Source organism: Candidatus Woesearchaeota archaeon, assembly GCA_018303405.1.
GTDB lineage: Archaea > Nanobdellota > Nanobdellia > Woesearchaeales > JABMPP01 > JAGVYD01.
The window spans coordinates 59,123-79,264 of record JAGVYD010000013.1 but is presented as its reverse complement, the minus strand read 5'-3'; the positions used below and the strand labels follow the sequence as shown (position 1 = coordinate 79,264).

The following is a 20,142-nucleotide window of genomic DNA, read 5'->3' as shown; positions in this document are numbered from 1 at the left end:
CCATTATCTAACAGATTTTGTTTAATACCTTAAAACGAATATAAATAATTTTCGCAGAAATCTGCTTTGCCCGAAAAGTTAGTTTGGGCATCAAGTTTGCGAAGCCCATTCCAGGAGGGGTTAGGCATTTTTCTGGGTTGCAGAGGAGAAAAATGCAATTCGCGGGAAGCTGCAAGGCTGAGCAGATGCCCAAACCGAGCCGAAATGCGAGCTTTCGGGGCAAAGCTGCAGAAATCACATGCCAAAAGACAAAAAAGAAAACTTGCCGATTAGGCTTAGTGCATTGCCCTGACTTTCTGGCCTGCCCATACTTCGTTGAACATTCCTTCCATTGCCTTGGCAAAGAAATTGGTATTTACCCAGACACCTGAATCATAAGAAGGGTCAATGTTGCCCTGCGCAAGTGTGAATGCAAGCTGTTCGCCATCAACCAGGCAGAATCTTGCATTGATTTTGTCAACGTGCTTAATCTTGGAGAATTTGCTGAGTTCCCTTGCATACTGCTCAACCTCAGGAGTTATCTGTGCAGCTATCTTGATGTCCACTCCCCTTTTGGCTGCCTTTTCGAGGTGGCCCCTGAAAGCGTCATATTTTCTTGCAAGGCCCTCGCTTGTTGTCATGATGATTATGCTTTTCTCAGCTGCCTTGATCATTGATTCCATTTGATTGTAAACATTGTCCCTTCCCCTTAGGCTGCCAGAGAGGTCAGTTGGCTCGATCAGGTCTGCGCCCTGCTTGTGCAGCAGATCCAGCTCCTTCAGTATGTCACTGCCCTGAAGCTTTTCCATGTACTTGACCCCTTCATCCGCCTCTTCCTTGATTCTCTTCTTGACCCTTTCAATCACATCTGCAGGATTGACGGCGATGTACTTGATGGGCTTGCCCAGTTTCATGATGACAAATCCCTTCTTTTCAAGTGATTCGAGAACGTCATAGCTTCTGCTTCTTGGGACATTTGAGATATCAGAAAGCTCTCCTGCTGTTGAGATGCCTCTACCCAGCAATGCAACCCAAATCTTCACTTCGTAGCTGTTAAGTCCAAATTGCTTCAGCTTGTTGATAAAATCACGTTGGACTGTCATTTTAGCATATGAAATTATTCGTTATTTATAAAGCTTTGGATTTATTATCTACTTTAGAATAGTGACAATTTGAAAACTCCGGATTATTGTTTTATCGTGGGAGCTTTTTGCCATATTCGCGTGCCAACCCCTGTTGGCCCGTCAGAATAAAAAAATTAGGGAGCATTAAATCCTGGCGCATTGTAGCCTGGATTCACGAATGCAGGCCTTGCCTTGGGGATGTCGCCCAGGCGAGGGAGAGTGTTCTCATGCTCGGCACGGTAGAGCAAAGCCAAGAACGCGAGATCGCTGGAGATATCATGCCATCCATGCGCCTCGGCCATCCTGATATAGGACGGGACACCCCTGATTATTTCCTGCCGCTTAACCGGATCCTTCTTGCCGTGCAGTGTTTTCAAGTTATGGTACTTATCTCCTGATTTTACCAGGCCCACCAGCTTGTCCTGCTCGGCCACATGAATCGAATCTCTTTCTGAGACATGGTTCTTGTCAAGGAAGCGCAATTTTTCTGACACAGGAATGCCATATGTATCGTCAAAAATTTGCCTTATCCTGGAAATGGGATAAGCATCAGGATGGTCCTCGGAAACATCATGCAAAAGCGCCAGGACAACCTGCATTTCCTGGTCCTCGGCCGGGATTCTTTCAAGGTGCCCAATGACATATTCAGCAACTCCCCTTGGATGGCTGAAATAAGGCTCGCCGTTCTCGCGCAAGTCATTCTTGTGTGCTACTTTGGATGTTTCATATGCATTGGCAATTGCCGGGCTATTGCTGACAGCATCATCAAGGCTCGTAAACCTTACTGGATATATCATATGATTAGAATCAGATTCGCCGTGCCTGAACGCGAGGAATGGAAGGACAATTCCAAATCTTCCGAGCGCGCTGTTGACCAGGCCTGCCAATTTTGGCTTCTCGCCTCCTCTTTTAGGAACCAAATCAATCATTTAAAAATTTCCTCCCCTAACTCTTAACAATGTCTTAACAATAATTAAGCAACCTGTGAGTGAGCTATATCCGGCAGTATCATTGGTTCGAAGTTTCTGCGTCAGAACTCAATGTGGCTGTCGAATATGGTTTTTAACCCCTGTTTTCGCTTATAATTTTCGCTTATGCTTATAACAGTCCACGTTGTTGCTGCGGTAATTAGGACCTTTGATTATAAAAAGCTTAGCCAATATAAGTATGTAGTTATATATACAAAGCCTTATTTTTCAGGGTATTTCCTGATTTCATTTATAAAGGATTGTTAAGTCACCAGAATTTTGGATTACATAAATCATTATAATAGGGTAATATGGCCTGCTTAGATTATCCTATTAGATTATATGTGGAATAATGTTGCTTTATTTAAACTTGAATTTGCCCTGGCCCTGCATAGACTTCATCATTTTTTCCATTTGCCGCGGGTTTTGGGCGCCCTTGAACATTTTCACCATTTTTTTGCTTTGCCTGTATTGTTTCAGGAGCTCCCTTACCTCGCCAGCTGACATGCCAGCCCCTTTTGCAATCCTGTCAATCCTGGATGCGCTGACTATTTCAGGGTCCTCAAGCTCTCCCTTTGACATCGAATCCATTATGAATCTCCATTTTTTCAGCTTGCCTTCCTGTACCTGCAGCATATCTTTTGGCAGCTGCAGCTGGCTCATTCCAGGTATCATTTCCATGAGCTTGGAAAGGCTTCCCATTTTGGACATTGCCTCCATCTGCTCATACAAGTCAATGAGATTGAATTCACCCTTAAGGAATTTCTTCCCGAGGTCCTGTGCTTCCTCTTCTGTGTAGGCCTCTTTTGTTTTTTCAAGCAGGGCTTCCAAATCGCCCATGCCAAGCATCCTGGAGACAAACCCTTTTGGCTTGAATTCTTCCAGGTCGTCTGCTTTTTCACCAACACCGACAAATTTCACAGGAGCCTTGGTGACTGCGCATGCAATTAAGGCGCCCCCGCCTTTTGCAGTGCCGTCCAGCTTTGTGATGATGACACCCGTAACACCGCATGCATCATGGAATCCCTGCGCCTGTTTTTCAGCCGCCTGGCCAACATCAGCGCCAATAATCAAAAGCCTCTCGTCCGGCGCAATAGCCTTGTTCAGCCTGTTCAATTCCTCAATAAGGTCATTGGAAAGGGCATCCCTTCCAGCTGTATCGACCAGCACAACATCAAATTTGCTTAATTCCCTTTCATATTCTTTCCAGATGTTCAGGGCATTCTTCTCGCCCTTCTTGGTGAAGACTGCTGCATTGACAAATTTTCCAACCTGCTCAAGCTGGTCCATGGCTGCAGGCCTGTGAACGTCCAGGCCGAGCAGTGCGACCTTGAACCCGCGCTTCATGAAGAATTTTGCCAGCTTGCCTGCTGTCGTTGTTTTTCCATTGCCAAACAGGCCAACAAGCATTACCTTGAACGGCTTTTTATTGACGTCAATCTTGTGGCCTTCGCCGCCGAGAAATGCAACCAGCTCCTCATAGACTATATTGATCAGCTGCTCTTTTTTTGTGAGGCCCCTGACATCCTTTTCCTCTTTGGCGCGGTCCTTGATTTTCTTTGTAAGGTCAAAAACAAGTTTGACATTTACATCGGACTGCAAAAGGGCCCTTTGGATATCCTTGACCAGCTCATTTATCAGCTTATCATCGACAAAAACAGCTTTCGCTATTTTTTGCAGAGTGTTCTTCAGAGAATCGCCAAGCTTGTCCAAGACCATAGGGTGCTAAAAAAATCAATGGTTTATAAATTTGAGGGGTTTTGACCGGATTGTGGCAAAATTGATAATTAGCCAGCCCGCAGTTCCTAAAGCCTTTTTTCCTTTATCTCTGCCATTAGCTGCTGGAGAAAATCTTCAGCCTTGACCGGCCCTACAATCTTGTTATCCCGTGTCCTGACATTCACTGTCCCGTCCCTGACTTCCCGGTCGCCAACTACAAGGATGTAATTGACATGGTCAAGCTGGGCCATGCGGACCTTGTAGGAAATTGTCTCAGACTTGAAATCTGTCTCAACCCTGATCCCTGCATCCTCATACATGCCTTTTACCTTAGCGGCAAATTCATTGAACCTGTCTGCAATTGTGAGAATCCTTACCTGGGCCGGGCTCAGCCACAGCGGGAATTTGCCGGCAAAATGCTCTATCAGGAAAGCCATGAGCCTCTCGTGGGTTGACAGCGGCGCGCGGTGGATGACATAGACTTCGCCATTGTCAGTCCCGTCCTTGTCGGCATAGCTGAGCTGGAACTTTGTCTTAGCCGCAAAATCAAGCTGGATAGTTGACATGGTTTCTTCCCTGCCTGTAACTGCCCTGTACTGGACGTCAACCTTAGGGCCATAGAATGCAGCCTCGTCTTTTGCTTCCTCAAACTTTACATTGGCGCGCCTAAGAACATTCTTCAGCACAGACTCGGCAAAGGCCCAGTTGTCCGGCTCGTCGATGTATTTGCCCTTGTTGCTCGGGTCGTGAAGCGACAGCCTGAAATAAAAATCCTTGAGCCCGAAGACATTGTAGTAGTCAACGACCATTTTGAGCACTTTTTCAAATTCCTCCTCTATCTGGTCCTTTGTGCAATAAATGTGCGCATCATTCATCGACAGCATCCTGACCCTGAGAAGGCCGGCAAGCGTGCCTGACAGCTCATTCCTGTAGCATGTCCCATATTCTGCCAGGCGAAGCGGAAGGTCGCGGTAGCTTCTTGTCTTATGCTTGAAAATGAGGTGATGGTGCGGGCAATTCATTGCCTTGAGATAATAGCTTCCGTCATCCAGTTTCATCTCCGGGTACATGCTGTGCGCATAATATGGGAGATGCCCTGACATGAGGTAAAGTTCCTTCTTGGCAAGGTGAGGAGTGGCGACCCGTAAATAGCCTGCTTTCCTCTCAATGAGATTGGCATAGTTTTCAATCTCTGCCTTGATGACCTGGCCCTTTGGCAGCCAGATTGGAAGGCCTTTGCCGACAAGCTCGGACTGCATGAAAAGCTCCATTTCACGGCCAATTTTCTTGTGGTCCCTTTTTTCCGCTTCCTCAAGCATCTTGAGGTAATCATCGAGGAGTTTCTTTTCAGGGAATGAAACGCCATAAACACGCTGCAATTGGGCATTCTTGATGTCTGCTTTCCAGTAGGCGCCTGATATCTTCATAAGCTTGCATGCCTTTAGCCTGCCAGTGGATGGCACATGCGGGCCCCTGCACAAATCATACCATTCTCCCTGGTAATATACGCTAACCTTGCTTCCTTCAGCCCCTTCGCTTTTCTCATCAATGAGCTGCACCTTGTACTTGTTGTGGTATTTCTCTGTTGTGAACAGTTTTTTTGCCTCGTCTGGTGCATATTCCTTCCTGACAAAAGGGATGTCCCTGGCAATGATTTCCTGCATTTTTTTCTCGATTTTTTCCAGGTCTGCCTGGGCAAAAGGCTGTTTCTTGTCAAAATCATAGTAAAACCCAAAATCAATGGGCGGGCCTATAGTGGGCAGCGTGCCAGGGAAAAGCGACATGATGGCCTCTGCCATTACGTGCGCAGTTGAATGCCAGAAAATATCCTTGCCTTCCTTTGTTGCAAAGGTTATGACTTCAAAAGCAGCATCGCTGTCAAGTGCTGATGAAAGGTCCTTGTTGGTCCCGTTCACTTTGACTGCGATAGCATCCTTTGCAAGCTTGGGGCCAATTTTCTGCACAGCCTCCAGCGCAGCAATTCCCTTGCCCACCTGCAGTATTTTGCCATCCGGCAGTGTGAGGTTTATCTGTTCCATAGGCTTTAGGTTAGGACAGGCGTTTTTATATTTTGCCTAAAATATGGCGGTTCTGCCGAAGCTTAACTTTTTAAACACAATTGAATTTGCCAGAATGGAGGGGTGATTGCATGGAAGAGCAAAAGAATGTCAAGTTTGATATTGAGAACGGCCCTGTGTTTTATGCCGATGAGATGGCAGTAATTCACAACCCGACAAAACTGATACTGGATTTCAAGAGTGTCACGCCAAGATTTGATGTCAGGAACAATGAGTTCCAGCCAATTGTGATAAAGCATAATGTAGTTGTGATGGACCTGCACCTGGCAAAGAATTTCCTGGCCTCGCTCAAGGAAAACCTCGCAAACTATGAGAAGCAGTTTGGAAAAATTGAGCAGCCCAAAGCGTTAAAAAAAGCGGTGAAAAAGGCCAAGCAGAGCATTGGCAAGTTTGAGAATGTCAAAAGCGACAGCACCCCAACTTACCTTGGCTGAAAATTGTTCATGGACATTATTTAATATTAGAACCAGGAATGATATTCAATGACCGCTGATACAAGTAAAAGCAATGACAGGGAAAAATCTGAAAATGCAGGGCTCGAATTCCTGCTCTTGCGCGATAATGGAAATCCTATCCCGCTTGGTGAATCCCCGCAGTTCAAGATGACCAGGGAGGATAAATATGCATTCAGGCTGCCTGGCCGTGCACAAAAGGCTGTTTCCATCCAGATAGACCCTTTGGGGATGGAGTATTGCCTCAGCTGGGCAAGCGACCTCGATGTCACAGAAGTGAATGCGGCCCTCTGGAACCTTTACAGCAATCTCAGGCTCCATGCGCCCCACCAGGCCCTGCCAGACCATGAGCAGGTCAGCTTTGCAGGGACAAGCGGCAGAAGCCATGCGGAATCCATCAGAATGGCCTATCTTGACAATATTTTTGAGAGGATGAAAGCCAAAAAGCTGCGCTCCTCCCTTGAATTCCATAATGAATTTTTTGATGCGCACGTAAGGAAAGTCAGGCTGGCTGACAACAGCATCGGCACAAAGGTTATTTTTTGGTCGGAGTGGGACCTGTCTGAATACATTCCGGACCTGGTCAACGGGACAAGGGTAGAAAGGAAGTACGGCAGCCCAGAAATTTCCAGGTTTCACAATGGCCAGATTAACAGGCAATTGAAAGCGCTTATGGGCTTGTATCGCCAATTTGATGACGAGCCATTTAATGGGCATTCAATGAGCCCTGACAAAAAGTTTGGAAGGCCGGGCTACAGTTTCATGGGCAGCATATCGATGAATTAGTGGGCCTTGGCGCGGATTGGCGCTGATCTTTCTGGAAGATTTTTGCCCGGCCATCAATAATGCCAGAGCCACAACAACCTTTATTAATTATAAAAATATGTTCCTGACTACGTGCGCAGTTGAAAATCTCGGCTTCGCCTCGGCCAGCATCGGGCTCCGTGCTATATATTTGTGAGAATAATGCCGTATCCCCGCAGGGGTCGTCCCCCTCCGTCATTTCATTTTGCTGAAAAAGGCACTCCGCATATTGATGCTGCCTGCATTTTCAACTGCGCTCCTGACCATGATAATTGAACTTGACATAAACAAAAATGTGGAAGAGAATGCTGAAATGTATTATGAGGCTGCAAAAAAAGCGAAGAGAAAACTGAAAGGGCTCCATGAAGCAATTGAAAAAATGCAGTCGGAGCTGGACAAGGCCAAAAAAGGGGAGCTGAAAACAAAAGAGCGGATTGCCATGGAAAAATCAGCCAGGCAAAAGAAGAGCAAGGAATGGTATGAAAAATTCAGGTGGTTTGTCTCCAGCGAAGGCTTTTTCTGCGTCGGAGGGAGGGACGCGACAACAAATGAGATTGTGGTGAAGAAGCACATGGCAAAGGGTGACATTGTGTTCCACACGGAGATGGCCGGCTCGCCATTCTTCATTATTAAGACAGAGGGCAATACTCCGACAGGAAAAACAGAGGATGAGGTCGCAATCGCCACTGCTTCGTTCTCAAGGGCCTGGAAACTCGGGGTTGCGTTTGCAGAAGTATTCAAGGTCATGCCCGAACAGGTCAGCAAAACTGCAATGTCAGGGGAATATATCCCCAAGGGCGGATTCATGATTTACGGAAAAAAGGAGATAATGAGCGTAGAGCTTAGGCTGGCAGTCGGAGTTGATGGGCAGAGCAGGATTGTTTGCGGGCCAAAATCAGCTGTTGGATCGCATTGCAAGGAATTTGTGACAATCATGCCGGGAAACCTGAAATCCAGCGACATGGCCAAGGCAATCCAAAAAAAATTGGGGCTGCAGGCAAGGCTGGATGACATCATAAGGCGCTTGCCTTCAGGAGGGTGCAGGTTTGAAGCAAAATAAAAAAAAGGGAAAATCGAAAAAAGCCGAAAAAATCACTTTGGGTGATAAAAGAAAGAAAGTAAGATTATCGTCGCATGGAGCCATCAGAAAAAAAGCGGCCAATTCAGGATTCGCGGCCAGGCAGCGGAAAGAAAGAAGGCCTGACAGCACAAAAGGGCAGAATGGGAAAGTTGTTGTCATAGCAGGGTCTGAAGAGTATACAGGCGCCGCTTTCCTCTGCGCCATGTCAATTGCCATCCTTAGGGAGGGAAATGATCTTGTCACTGTAGTGGCACCGGAAAAAGTCGCATGGGCAATCAATGCCATGTCGCCTGACATAATAACCGCAAAGATGCCTGGAAAATACCTGGCGCCGAAGCATTTCAGGGCGATTGCAAAGCTGGTAGAGAAAGCAGATGTCCTTGTTGTAGGACCCGGCCTGGGAAGAAAGCCTGAAACTGCAAAAGTAGTCAGGAAAATAGCATCCATGAATATAAGAAAAGTGATTGATGCGGACGCTCTGAAAATGATAAAACTTCAGAGTGTTGAAAATTCAATTTTGACCCCGCATAGAAAAGAATTTGCTGTATTGCTAAAGAATTCAAAACTGAATGAGAAAAATTTTATGAAAAAGATTGGAAGTAATGTGATTTTGCTGAAAGGACCGACGGATGAAATTTATTCTGGAAGCAAGGCAATTTATGTGAGCGGCGGCAATGCAGGAATGACTGTTGGCGGAACAGGGGATATTCTCGCTGGATTGTGCGGGGGTTTTGCTTCTGGGAGTTATAGCCTGCTTGAAAGCGCACATTTTGCTAGCCGGATTAATAAGAAAATTGGCGAGAGACTTGTAGACAGGATTGGCTTTGGTTTTATTGCGAGCGATTTTCTCGGTGAGATTCCTAAAATGAAAGTAGAACTCGATATGAATCCTGATGAGGATGATGGTTGATTTTATGGAGACGGAAATTAAAAAAGCAAGGATAGAAGCAAGGGCACTTGTTCCTGCAGTGCGAATAGGAAAAAACGGCCTGACCGAGAGTGCCGTTGCAGAGATTGTCAAGCTGCTGAAAAAACGCAGGGTACTGAAAATTAAAATGCTGAATTCTTTCACGGACGGCAATGACAGGAAAAAAGCTGCCGAGGAACTGGCAGAGAAATGCAATGCCTGGCTGGTTGAGCAGGTTGGCGGGATTGTTGTGCTGCTGAGGAAGCCGGCGCCAAAGCCAAAAGCCTGAATAATTTCCCGAATTCCCCCTGACACCGTTCAAAATCTCGGCAAAGCCTCGGTCTTAGCATCGGCTCGCATTTAACTGCCCTTGCTGGGCAGCCCAATTCCCATTGCAATTCCCTTGGGCTGGCAATTGTTTACTTAATAATGCTCGCAAAATTGATGCTAAGACTTGCATTTTGAACGGTGCCCGAAATCCCACCACAAAATATTTATAGCCATTAATCAGGTAATTTGACATAATTGAAATGCTATAAGGTTGTTGAAAAAGGGTGGACAAATGTCTGGGCATGGCGGAACTGAAAGTCTGGAGCTTCTGAAAAAACATGGATTCAAGGAGCCTGAATACATTGAACTGGCAAGCGCCAGGAAGGGGGCCAAAGTTTGGGGCTATACAGGCTACCCAAAGCCCGCTTTAAGCTACTGGGTGGAAGTTGAAGACCACAGGATGTCAATAGAAGAAACATATTTCTGGCAGCTTGACTGGGTGCATTACAACCAGGGCTACCCAAAAGAATGGATTTACAAGATTAAGGATATTTTTACTGCATCAGAGCATTCTGCATTTTTTGGAGCGGCATGGCAGAGGATTGGGCTCCAGCAAGATAAGGTAAGCCAGTTCCTTGCGACAATAGGGAAAATGGTCAAGGAAATTTTCCAGCTCGTCAGGGAATTGAGAATTCTGGATGAAAGGCTTGCCTACTACCACGACAGCCACAAGAGCGGCCCGGGCGCGGAAAGCGCTGAGATTACGCTCAAAGGGATTTGGATTGACCTGGTTGAGCAGGGAAGCAAGAACCCGGCTTCTGTTTATGGCATGGCAAGGGAATTGCAGTTCATTGTGCTGCCCGACCTGTTCTTCAAGTATCATCCGCAAACGCCGGCTGAAGTTGATGAAGTTGTTGACAAGCTGGACTTCAACAGGAAAGTCAAGGAAGTGCTGAAAAGAAAATTAAGGACATATATCGAATGGAAAATACACACGGAAAAAGAGCTTCAGACAAAGAGAGTCTTCACATTAAGATACCTGCGCCAGCATTATGACATCATCCACATGTACATTGCATGGGTGAAGCCTTACCTCAAGAACCTCCAAAGGCTGCACATGGCAGACAGGTCTACCAGCCCCGACATTATCAGCGCATTTGAAACCTCGGTCATTGAGCTGGAATTCCTGGCAAAAAAATTCCCCCAGATACTGAAGCAGGACCTTGAGCCGAAAATCAACGAGCATGTTTATTCTGCAGTGATTGTGAGCTTCCATTTCAAGACAAAGCCTCAGATGAATTACCAGCAGGATTACCAAAGGGGGCCAATCCATGTCGGGCACTGCGAAATGCACATCAGGGGATATGCATGGACACAGAAGGAAATAGACAATTACATCAAGATGAGGGAAGAGGAAGACATGGAGCTTATCGGCGAGATTGATGGCTCACTGAGGGCGGCCATGGCTGCGATGGGAGATGAGCTGAAGAAATACCTCAAGGAGGCTGGCGAGGATGTTGACAAGAAATATAACAAGGAGCTGGCTGAAGAAGGAGAGGATAAAAAGAAAAAGAAGCCAAAGGCGGATGACAACCCCTTCACGGCGCTGTTCGGCGGCTTTGCCGAGATATTCACTTCATTCAAAGGCAACCCGAAGGCAAATAAGCCGGATACTGTGGACAAATGGGTCATTCAAAAAGAGAGGGAAGCAGCCAAAAGCGAAGTCAAGACAAATGTGTGGTATCTCTACAAGGATTTCAAGAAATCGCAGCACATGCTGACATGGTAAGGATAGAGCTTCTTTGTTGATAGTTTTGCCTGGAACCGGCGTGTTTTGTTCTCGGAAAGCTATTTATACTCCGGCAACTATGGCGTTAATGAGATGGCAGAGGATAACCTGGAAGACATAAAGAAGCTGCCCGTGGCTGAAAGGATTGAGAGGCTGAAAGCGCTGGAGCTGAAGAAGAAGGGCGAGATGGATGAAGCTGCAGCGCTGCTGAAATCCAGCCTGGAGGAAACAAGGCGGCAAAAAGCTGTTGAAAATGTTGAATTGCCTGAATCCCAGCCAGTTGACATCACAAAACTTTTTGCATCTGATGAAAAATCACTGGAGGCAGTTGTGTCCAGGGAAATACCCAGCCCTTCAGATGAGGACGCTGTCAAGTATGAATTGCAGCTTGATTACAATGTCCTCACAAAAATACAGGACAACATGGAAGGCTACAAGCTCCAGAAGGCAGTGGTTGCTGTCGAAGACAGGGTAAATGAGCTCGTCGCCAAAATGGATTACGCCAACATGAGCAAGGATGTTGCAGACCAGCTTGTTGCGACACGAAGCGTCATCTATATGATGAAGAAAAGGGCAGGGCTATAGGCAGAGACAGGGACTGCGCCAGTCTGATGAAAGAAGGATAATAGAAAAATATTTATTCTGTCATTATTATGGATCAGGCATCACTTAGGCATTAGGGCTGAATACCAGACAGATCAAAAGAGGCAAGCATGGAATTCCACCACAACTACTATTCTCCAATGGACAGGGGCTACCATCAAAAGCCTGATGTGGAATATGAGATTTCCATACCAAACGAGCCCATGCCCCACCTGGACACAGAGTCTGACACCGAGGCTCCTGCTGGCTATGGCGTGAAAGACATTGGCATGTCAGTGCCTTTGGGAATCAGCGCGGCAAATGTCCCGGGAATACAGGCAAAAATAAGGTCCGGGACACAGGCAATTGAAATCCAGTTTCCGGGGGCAGTAAGAGGCTCAAGAAATGCCCAGACTCCTGAACAGTATGGCACTGACCAAAGAAGGGCGATTGATGAGATCAGAAGGGCAAATGACATCAGGTTTACAACTCACGCAAGTTTCGGGGTGATGGGCCTGAGCGGGGCGGATGGCCACGGCAATTTCTCATGGTCGCACCAAAAAATGGCTGTTGATGAAGTGAAAAAGGCAATTGAGTTTGCAGCTGACGCTGCTGGCGGCGGGAGCGTTGTTGTACATACAGGGGAATATGAAAGGCCAATTTCAGAAATGCCATGGTCACGCGACCAAAACGGGAGGCTGATGTTCAGGAAATATTACACAGAGCCTGATGACGCACAATTCCCGGTCATTGATGACAGGACCGGGCAGGTAATATCCACTGTGCAAAAAGACAGGCTTGTTGCAAGGCCTGTCTGGCTAAGGGCTGACCATGACTATGATGGAGTGGACCAGAAAGGCCACAGGACACGCATCAATAAGGATGATTACATTGATTACGAAGGCAGGAGAATTATTGACCCGTATGACCCGGTCAACGGAAGGCTGCCAAAATACAATGAAGACAAGGGAAGGTTTGATGTTGAGATGTGGCACTTTAATGATTTTATAAAGGAAGCAGAGGAAAGAAACAGGCTCGAGGAGAGGAAGAGGGGAAGGAACCTGAGGGATGAGGAGATGGTCTATCCGGAAGAAGTCTATATTCGCGCAACGCTTGAAACCCAGGAAGGGCACGCGCGCGGGTGGGCGCTCCAGTATGCAAGGGGCTTCGAGAGCTACAGGAAGGCCGTTGACAAGCTTGAGGAATTGAAGAAAAAATATATTGAATTGAAGAAGCACATGAAGGAAGAAGACCTCTGGAAAATTGCGCAGCAGGACTATGAATTGCCAAGGGTCAGCCAGATGATCCAGCCCGGCACCATTGACCCTATTGAGCTTATTGACAGGGAATTGAAAGAAGCAAGGCATAACATGGAATACCAGTACCAGGCGTCAACAGCACAGGAAGAGCAGGCAAAAGACACTGCGGAAACAAGGAGGTTCATGATTTCTGCAAAGAAAAGGATGCACAGCGCAGGCTACCTTGGCTATGCCGAGACTGGGATCCATGCCCTGGAAAGGACAAAAGATACCAGGAACCCTGTTGTTGTCACCATGGAGAATATTTTTCCGGACAGGTACGGCGGGCATCCTGAAGAGCTCATGCAGCTGATAGAAAATTCCAGGAAAAAAATGGTTGACCTGCTTACAACCAGGAAAATCAAGACAACGGTGTGGGACCCGAAGAAAAAAGAATATGTTGAAGAGATGAGGGACAATGAATATTACAAAGGCTTAAGCAGGGAAGAGGCTGAGAGGGCTGCCAAGCGGCATCTTAGGGCGACAATTGACACTGGGCACATTAACATGTGGAAAAAATTTTATATCCGCGACCCGAATTTAAGCCCTGAGCAAAACGACAAAAAATTCAGGGAATGGCTGCTGGGCTATGTTGAAAAATTTGCAAAAAAAGACCTGCTGGGCAATGTGCACCTTTCCGATAACCTTGGCTACGAGGATGAGCATCTTTCGCCAGGCCAGGGAACCTCCCCAATCAAGGAAATGCTTGCAATTTTCAGGAAGCACGGCTACAAGGGGCCAATTACAGTTGAGCCAGGCGCTGCAGCAACAACTGATGAAGGCGATTTCTACGGCTTGATGCAGACATGGCGATACATGGGAAGCAGCGTGTACAGCGCAGGATTGGGAGGGCACGTGAGCATGGGCAGCCCGAACAGGCAGTGGACAGATGTCCAGCACAGCTATTTTGGGCAGACCTATCCGCCATACTTTATTTTCGGGGCATATGCGCCATCCAATGACTGGACATTGTGGAGCGGGGTTCCGCTGGAATAAACTTTTTAGATGGATAGGCTTATGATGGATTAGCAGCTAAGATTGATTTCGCCCTTAAGAAAAAAAAATGATTTCTATAAATGCCGGTTGCCGTAATTGGGATAAGGGTTTTGGCTTTGCTGCGGATAATTGCTTTGCTTCTGCCCGGCCGAGAAGATAGACACATTGCCGCCAGATGCCTGCCGCCTGCCTGATTCCTCCCTGATTGACTCCGGGTCTGGTATTAGTGTATCAAGCCATTCAACAAGGTAGTAAAAAATCGGGAAGAATATTATTGTTGCAAAAAAAAGCTGGAATGTGACTGTTGCTTCAGTGTTATAAAATAGAGGGGTGAACATTATGACAACATATGTTACTTCCCGTATCCGGCCGATGTATTTTGTCAAGACCCTGCCTTTCACGCCAAGATAGACGATATAAATACCATAAGTGATGACAACCCCTGCTATAATGAGCTTGCTTATGAGCTCAGTCATCGGGATCCTGATGCCGGAAGTGTAAAAATCAACTGAAGTCCTTATCCAGTCTATGCCTGCCCAAAGCACAATAACTGCATTAGATATTGCATTGCCCAGCGATGTCCCCCTTTTTTCCTGGAAGAAATCAGCAAAAACCCAGCCAAGATAAACAGGGATGAGGATCCAGAGCATGTCAAGGTTCTGGAAAGGCGCGACAAAGATTGTCTTAAGCCATATGACAAATGACTCCCAAAAGTATGCTCCAAATGCCCCCAGTGCGGTCAAAAATCCCATAACATCCAGTTGTATGAAGAGTTATAAATAATTTGTGATGGGAAATGATTTGTGATGGGCAAGCTTAGCAGAAAGCGCTGCATTAAAAAAAGATTTAAATAATGAGAAGCATGCAACAGCCTTATGGACAGCAATTTCATGGCAGTTAAGCAGGAATATGATGATTTTTACAAAGGGCTGCTCTCACAGGGAAGAATGCCGGTAAAAGACACTGGCAAGGGATTTTGGGGTGTGTCCATTACTGATGAAGTTTATGAGGCTATGAGAAAGATCAGGATTGACAGGTTCAGGACATTCTTTGACATAGGCGCGGGGGACGGAAAGGTTGTGATTCTTGCGTCATTGTTCGGCCTGGATGCAAAGGGCATGGAAATCGACGAGGAGCTGGTGGACCATGCAAACAGGATAAAGCGCAACCTCGGCAATATTGAAAATGCCGGCAAGGCTGAAATAATGCATGGCGATTTTGAGGAGCACCATATGGGGGCGTATGATGTCCTGTTTATCAACCCGGACCGGCCGTTCCACAGGGGCATGGAGGACAAGCTCCTGAAAGAAATGAAGGATGATGCCCTGCTGATGGTCTATGGCTTTGAATACCAGCCAAACCAGATGAAGAAGATAAACTCTTTCTACATTAATGGGACACACATCGGAATTTTCATGAAATAAGCCCCAATAACTCAATAATCCTTGCTTTCCCCAAGGACTTCAGGCAGGCTTTTGTTGACCAGCCTTTTGAGGTCCGCCAAAGTACCGCACTCATTTATCTCCATGCTCGTGATAAAAAGAGTGACAGTTGTGCCTGTCTGCATGTATGCAGCTGGAAACTCTGCATTGGGGATGTTATATTTCTTCATGAATTCGTCCCGATGCATGAACTCTGAATGGAGGTCAAGCTTTTTCACGAAATCTTTCCATTCCTTTTTCTGCTGGCTGGATGCAGATGTCAATCCGTACAATCTGCAGGGATAATGATGCGAAGGCATGGCTTTTTCCATCATGTTTTTCAGGCCAGACAAAAGACTGCGGTCTGCATTATAGACAAAAATCAGTGTTGGCTCCTCTGATTCCGTAGGAGTTCAAAAGGCAAGTGACTATAAAAATGTTTATGAATGATGGGCTCTGTCCAGAATCTCGCCTTCGGCTCGAGTTTTGGCATCTGTTCGCCTTCAACTCCAGGAAGAAATTGCATTTTTCTCTCTGGAACCGCGAAAAATGCCTTATGTAAGAATTGATAAGTCTCACAAAATTGATGCCAAAACCAAGTCTCTGGACAGAGCCTGAATGATGGGATGATGCACAGAATTCCAATGCATCGGTACCTATCTATCAAGAGCTGGCAAATGATCAAGAATTAACAGGCTTCAAGTAAGTGTATTCCCTCCCCAGATGCGCGCCAATGGACTGCAGGATCAGGCCTAATTCTATTGCCATCCTGTTCACGTGCTTGCGAAGGTTCTGGTCAGACACGGCCTCCAATGGCTGCGATGTGACCATAAGGGCATTGTCGCCAATCCTGAATGCACGATAATCCAGCCTCACATCGGTGACGCCAAGGTCCAGCAAATCCGGCTGTTTTCTTGGCCAGTTAATTTCAAGCGCACCGACAAGGTTTGACTCATGCTCCTGGATTTTGGCGAATTTGAAAGGAACAGCGGCATACCTCAGCAACACAGTGTCATCATGTTCGGGCCTGGCAATCAAAAGGGTGTCTGCCTCATAGGGCCCGGATTCATTTGAATTGACTTGCCTTGTGTAAACAATATCCTGGTGCCGCATTTTGATAAAGTGCCCAGACGGATAATTAGCAGGGTATTCAAGCGTGCCATTACCTTCCCTAAAATCGCCAGGGGATATATGGCCAAGGCCAATTTCAAAATAGCCAGGCGATCTCTCAACCAATGCAAGCCACCACTCAAGGAGCCCGAATCCGTGCGGCAGCTTCCTTATTTCAGCAGGATCCCTGCCCAGCCGCTTGAATTGGTTGTATAATGTGTGGTCAAATGCAATCAGAAAGCAGTTCAGGGTCTCATAATCAAGGTGCCGTTTTGCCTCGATTTGGCGGGCGGGCTCTGACACCAGGCGGTCAAATTCCCCCTGCATTTCCGGATAAAACCGCATGCCAAGCTTGTCCATTTGCATGCAATCCTTAGAACGGCATAATTTATATCATTTTGCAAAATATTTCACTTTGCAAAAATCAGGGCCTGGAAAACAACGCAAGGGGGTAGCTGTATTTCTGGCTGCCCACAACAAAGGCAAGGCGCGGAGTGAACTTAATTTTTTTACTTTTGCTTAGCTGCCTTGCCAGGCTGTTATTCTCTGTTGGCAGCACATCTTTATAGTGCAAAATGCCGGCGTTCTCCTTTGCGCCCAAAAGCAAGATAACGTTTCCATCTGCGTAAATAGCCGCAGAGTCCAGTATGCCCAGAAATTGATTTGCAACCCCAGGATCGTGTTTATGCAACAGCGCAATCCTGTCCCTGCCAATTTTCGCAGAATGGCTGCAATCAAAGCTATGCGGGCAGTGCGGCAGCAATCCTGCATCAAAATACCTGCCAAAAATATTGTTATGGATAGGGAATGCATTGCCCGCAGAATTATGCCAAGCTGGAAGGACAAAATCATTCAGCTTTTTTGATTCCTCGGCAAAATTATTTGCAAAAAACTTGATGCAGCATGAAGGATAGCCCAAGGCAGCGCCCAGCCCAACATGGTCTCCTTTTTCCTCCAATGCCTTGGCAGCCTCGCAATGTGATGGATGCCTTGAGATGTAGGCAAAATAATGCCCCTCCCCCTTAGTCCTTTTCCCTTTGGAGGAATACGGGCCGAGAAAGGCCATTTGGATTTTTTGCGAGGAAAGGATTGAGTGGAGGCCATTGCTGCTGCAAAAATCCTGGATTTTGCCAACGCGATTTTCATGGATTGCCAGCCTGGCTGTGCTGCGCTGGCCCTCCAGCACTGTGAGGACATCCATGGCTTTTGTCATGCTCTGAAAAGCGTTGTATATTTCATCAAAGGTTGCCATGCACAGCAAAGTACTTTGCCTATATTATATGCTTTTCCAATTAACCATTCTTAAAGAGTTAAAAAACTTAATATATGCTCCGCCTTAATGATTCTATAGGGGTAAATGGAAATCTGTCACTGGGGAAAAAGAGGAATATAAATGGATTTCAAGACAACCAAGAAAGTAAACCCAAACCTTGAGAAGTACCACAAGCATGACTTGGACCTTGCTTATTCATTCACGGCCAAGATGCACAAGGAATTCGGTACTTTTCTCAAGGCGGTTGTGCTGTTTGGCAGCACGTCGAGGGGAAAGGAAGGCAATGACGTTGACATTCTTGTTGTGGTGGATGACACAAGCCTGGTGATTGACCAAGATGTTACAGAGGCCTACAGGCTGATTACTGAGAAGATAGTCGCGAATGTCTCAAAAAGGATTCACGTGACGACAATAAAATTCTCGAGCTTCTGGCAGTACATGCGCAGCGGCGACCCGCTGGGCATGAATATACTGAGAGAGGGTGTTGCGATTATTGACCATGGGTTTTTTACGCCAATGCAGATTTTATTGTACCAGGGCCGGATCAGGCCAAGCCCTGAGGCGATTTACGGGTATTATGAAATGGCGCCGAGAAGCCTTTTGAGCTCAAGGTGGCACCTGCTTCAGGCAACCATTGACCTTTACTGGGCGGTCATTGATTCAGCGCACGCTGTGCTCATGAAGCACGGCGAAATCCCGCCGACCCCGTCGCATGTCAGCGATTTGATGCACAGGGTGCTTGTCAGGCCCGGAAAGCTTGAGCCAAAATATGCTTCAATTATGGCGAATTTCTACAAGATCTCCAAGATGATTGTGCACAGGGAAATCAAGGAGATTACCGGCGAGGAGTTTGAGAGATACTACAAGGAAGCAAAATTATTCACTGAAAAGATGAAGCAGATGATTGATGAGAAGCCACATGGAAACCACCATAAGGATAAATAATTCTTTTATTGTCTCTGTGCAAAAACTCAGACTCAGCTATCGCTTCGGCTGTGCCGCCGGCTCAGCTTGAAAGCAGATTTTTAATTGCAATTTTCTATCTGGAACCTCGAAAATTGCATGACAACGCTAAACATTAGCTTCGCATAATTGGCGGCACAACAGCCTTTTTTGCGCAAAGAAAAACTGATTAAGCTTTTATAGGAACATTATGTTCCATCAGCAATGGCATTTGAGCACGAGAAAAAACTGCTTTTGGCGCGGAAGGACAAAAGCAAGAAAGGCGGGATTGACGGGCAGATAAAGAACCTGCTTGGCAAAATAAATGCCCTGCCGGATTATTACACCACAAGCTCCTGCGCGGGAAGGGTAATGCTGTACGGCAAGCCCGGGGAAAGGAAAAACCAGACAACATGGATATTTGTATCGCACGAGCCTGTTGAATTTGCTGACTTGATGAAAAGCATTGAAAGGATTCCTGACTATCCAGTCTGGCTCAAGGCAGAGCCGATGATTGTGCATGTCTGCGCAAGGACAATTGAGCATGCAAAGGAATTCCTTGAGGTTTGCAATAATGCTGGATTGAAGCGGGCGGGAATCATTGGGATAGGAAAAAGAATAATTGTTGAAGCAGCAGGCACAGAGGTCATTGATGCAATTATTGCCGACAGGGGGAAAATGCTTGTGGAAAACGGTTACATGGAACGGCTTGTTGCAGAGGCAAATGACAAGCTGAAAAAGAATTTTCTGAGGATAAAAAGGCTGGAAAATGCTGTAATGGAATTAAAAAAATTAATGCAGATCAATATGTGAATGGTGCCCTTCAATATGGCTTGGCTCAACTGGCAGCCCCCTGATCTTCAAGCTCATTTTCGCATGATATGCGCCAGGTGAAGGGGCATCTCTAAACTGCGGAATCCCCAAGGCCCTTACATTAACATAAACATCGTAAGCAGATGATACAACCCCGCCAATATCAGTTCCCTTACTCTCAATATAGAAGACACCATCGGGATTTTCAAAATATGCACGGCCCTGCAGACCAAGTCTGGCAAAACTGTAGTTTGCCCCTGCAATGCCCATAAGACCCTGCCTAAATGACTCGCCCTCATCTGTATCGCCGCCCAGTTTTCCCAATAGAATTTTTTCAAGCAACGCTTTAGTTTCCGGAGTTACCTTAACCTGGTCACTCCAATTCTCAAATGAGACCAGATAATTCCTGCCTGGCTGCCATTGTGCAGATGGGTTTGTGCTTGTCATTTTATCACTTCAAATGCATAAACTTCAAATGCATAAACTTCAAATGCCATAATGATGGCTTTCTGTTTATTATAATAAAGCTTATGCTT

Annotated in this window: 20 protein-coding genes; 11 read left to right on the top strand and 9 right to left on the bottom strand. The window is 46.4% G+C overall.

Going from position 1 to position 20,142, the window contains the following annotated elements; translation table 11 throughout:
- Nucleotides 1–275: 275 nt before the first annotated feature.
- The 4 genes from J4227_05110 to thrS form a co-directional block, all read right to left on the bottom strand.
- Nucleotides 276–1,082 carry a TrmB family transcriptional regulator gene (locus J4227_05110; GenBank protein MBS3109880.1) on the bottom strand — a complete coding sequence of 269 codons (807 nt, stop codon included), beginning with the start codon at nucleotides 1,080–1,082 and terminating at the stop codon, nucleotides 276–278.
- A 155-nt stretch (nucleotides 1,083–1,237) separates the two neighbouring features.
- A complete protein-coding gene (locus J4227_05105; GenBank protein ID MBS3109879.1) occupies nucleotides 1,238–2,032 on the bottom strand; it encodes a hypothetical protein in 795 nt (264 codons plus the stop codon).
- Between the two features lie 399 nt (nucleotides 2,033–2,431).
- The gene (locus J4227_05100; protein MBS3109878.1) at nucleotides 2,432–3,790 is read right to left on the bottom strand and encodes a signal recognition particle protein Srp54; all 1,359 of its coding nucleotides are present in this window, start codon (nucleotides 3,788–3,790) and stop codon (nucleotides 2,432–2,434) included.
- A gap of 86 nt (nucleotides 3,791–3,876) precedes the next feature.
- Complete coding sequence (gene thrS / locus J4227_05095; GenBank protein MBS3109877.1) at nucleotides 3,877–5,829, bottom strand: threonine--tRNA ligase; 1,953 nt, start codon at nucleotides 5,827–5,829, stop codon at nucleotides 3,877–3,879.
- Nucleotides 5,830–5,939: 110 nt separating this feature from the next.
- On the opposite strand from thrS, the gene J4227_05090 reads away from it, so the two are divergent.
- The 8 genes from J4227_05090 (at nucleotide 5,940) to J4227_05055 (ending at nucleotide 14,047) form a co-directional block, all read left to right on the top strand.
- Nucleotides 5,940–6,302 carry a DUF3467 domain-containing protein gene (locus J4227_05090; GenBank protein ID MBS3109876.1) on the top strand — a complete coding sequence of 121 codons (363 nt, stop codon included), beginning with the start codon at nucleotides 5,940–5,942 and terminating at the stop codon, nucleotides 6,300–6,302.
- A 48-nt stretch (nucleotides 6,303–6,350) separates the two neighbouring features.
- Nucleotides 6,351–7,106: a hypothetical protein gene (locus J4227_05085; protein MBS3109875.1), complete on the top strand. Its 756-nt coding sequence runs from the start codon at nucleotides 6,351–6,353 to the stop codon at nucleotides 7,104–7,106.
- Nucleotides 7,107–7,356: 250 nt separating this feature from the next.
- Nucleotides 7,357–8,184: a DUF814 domain-containing protein gene (locus J4227_05080; GenBank protein MBS3109874.1), complete on the top strand. Its 828-nt coding sequence runs from the start codon at nucleotides 7,357–7,359 to the stop codon at nucleotides 8,182–8,184.
- Nucleotides 8,171–9,115: an NAD(P)H-hydrate dehydratase gene (locus tag J4227_05075; GenBank protein MBS3109873.1), complete on the top strand. Its 945-nt coding sequence runs from the start codon at nucleotides 8,171–8,173 to the stop codon at nucleotides 9,113–9,115. Before J4227_05080 ends, J4227_05075 begins: the two co-directional genes overlap by 14 nt.
- A 4-nt stretch (nucleotides 9,116–9,119) precedes the next feature.
- Complete coding sequence (locus J4227_05070; protein MBS3109872.1) at nucleotides 9,120–9,401, top strand: YhbY family RNA-binding protein; 282 nt, start codon at nucleotides 9,120–9,122, stop codon at nucleotides 9,399–9,401.
- Between the two features lie 273 nt (nucleotides 9,402–9,674).
- A complete protein-coding gene (locus J4227_05065; protein ID MBS3109871.1) occupies nucleotides 9,675–11,171 on the top strand; it encodes a hypothetical protein in 1,497 nt (498 codons plus the stop codon).
- Between the two features lie 93 nt (nucleotides 11,172–11,264).
- Nucleotides 11,265–11,756, top strand: coding sequence for a hypothetical protein (locus J4227_05060; protein MBS3109870.1), 492 nt, complete (start codon nucleotides 11,265–11,267; stop codon nucleotides 11,754–11,756).
- Nucleotides 11,757–11,884: 128 nt separating this feature from the next.
- Entirely contained in the window at nucleotides 11,885–14,047 is a 2,163-nt protein-coding gene (locus J4227_05055; GenBank protein ID MBS3109869.1) for a hypothetical protein, read from the top strand.
- Between the two features lie 74 nt (nucleotides 14,048–14,121).
- Here the strand turns inward: J4227_05055 and J4227_05050 are convergent, their stop codons facing one another.
- On the bottom strand, nucleotides 14,122–14,799 hold the full coding sequence (locus tag J4227_05050; GenBank protein ID MBS3109868.1) for a hypothetical protein: 678 nt from the start codon (nucleotides 14,797–14,799) through the stop codon (nucleotides 14,122–14,124).
- 123 nt (nucleotides 14,800–14,922) lie between these two features.
- On the opposite strand from J4227_05050, the gene J4227_05045 reads away from it, so the two are divergent.
- A complete protein-coding gene (locus J4227_05045; protein MBS3109867.1) occupies nucleotides 14,923–15,471 on the top strand; it encodes a hypothetical protein in 549 nt (182 codons plus the stop codon).
- A gap of 11 nt (nucleotides 15,472–15,482) precedes the next feature.
- Here the strand turns inward: J4227_05045 and J4227_05040 are convergent, their stop codons facing one another.
- The 3 genes from J4227_05040 to J4227_05030 form a co-directional block, all read right to left on the bottom strand.
- Nucleotides 15,483–15,788 (bottom strand): hypothetical protein, encoded by a 306-nt coding sequence (locus J4227_05040; GenBank protein ID MBS3109866.1) that lies wholly within the window; start codon nucleotides 15,786–15,788, stop codon nucleotides 15,483–15,485.
- 361 nt (nucleotides 15,789–16,149) lie between these two features.
- Entirely contained in the window at nucleotides 16,150–16,944 is a 795-nt protein-coding gene (locus J4227_05035; GenBank protein MBS3109865.1) for a hypothetical protein, read from the bottom strand.
- Between the two features lie 58 nt (nucleotides 16,945–17,002).
- Nucleotides 17,003–17,830 (bottom strand): hypothetical protein, encoded by an 828-nt coding sequence (locus tag J4227_05030; protein ID MBS3109864.1) that lies wholly within the window; start codon nucleotides 17,828–17,830, stop codon nucleotides 17,003–17,005.
- 141 nt (nucleotides 17,831–17,971) lie between these two features.
- Between J4227_05030 and J4227_05025 the strand changes: the two genes are divergently transcribed.
- Both J4227_05025 and J4227_05020 read left to right on the top strand, forming a co-directional pair.
- Nucleotides 17,972–18,796: a nucleotidyltransferase domain-containing protein gene (locus tag J4227_05025; GenBank protein ID MBS3109863.1), complete on the top strand. Its 825-nt coding sequence runs from the start codon at nucleotides 17,972–17,974 to the stop codon at nucleotides 18,794–18,796.
- A gap of 222 nt (nucleotides 18,797–19,018) precedes the next feature.
- Entirely contained in the window at nucleotides 19,019–19,606 is a 588-nt protein-coding gene (locus tag J4227_05020) for a hypothetical protein (GenBank protein ID MBS3109862.1), read from the top strand.
- Here the strand turns inward: J4227_05020 and J4227_05015 are convergent.
- Nucleotides 19,586–20,053 carry a hypothetical protein gene (locus J4227_05015; GenBank protein MBS3109861.1) on the bottom strand — a complete coding sequence of 156 codons (468 nt, stop codon included), beginning with the start codon at nucleotides 20,051–20,053 and terminating at the stop codon, nucleotides 19,586–19,588. The two genes, J4227_05020 and J4227_05015, sit on opposite strands and share 21 nt — an antisense overlap.
- Between the last annotated feature and the right edge of the window lie 89 nt (nucleotides 20,054–20,142).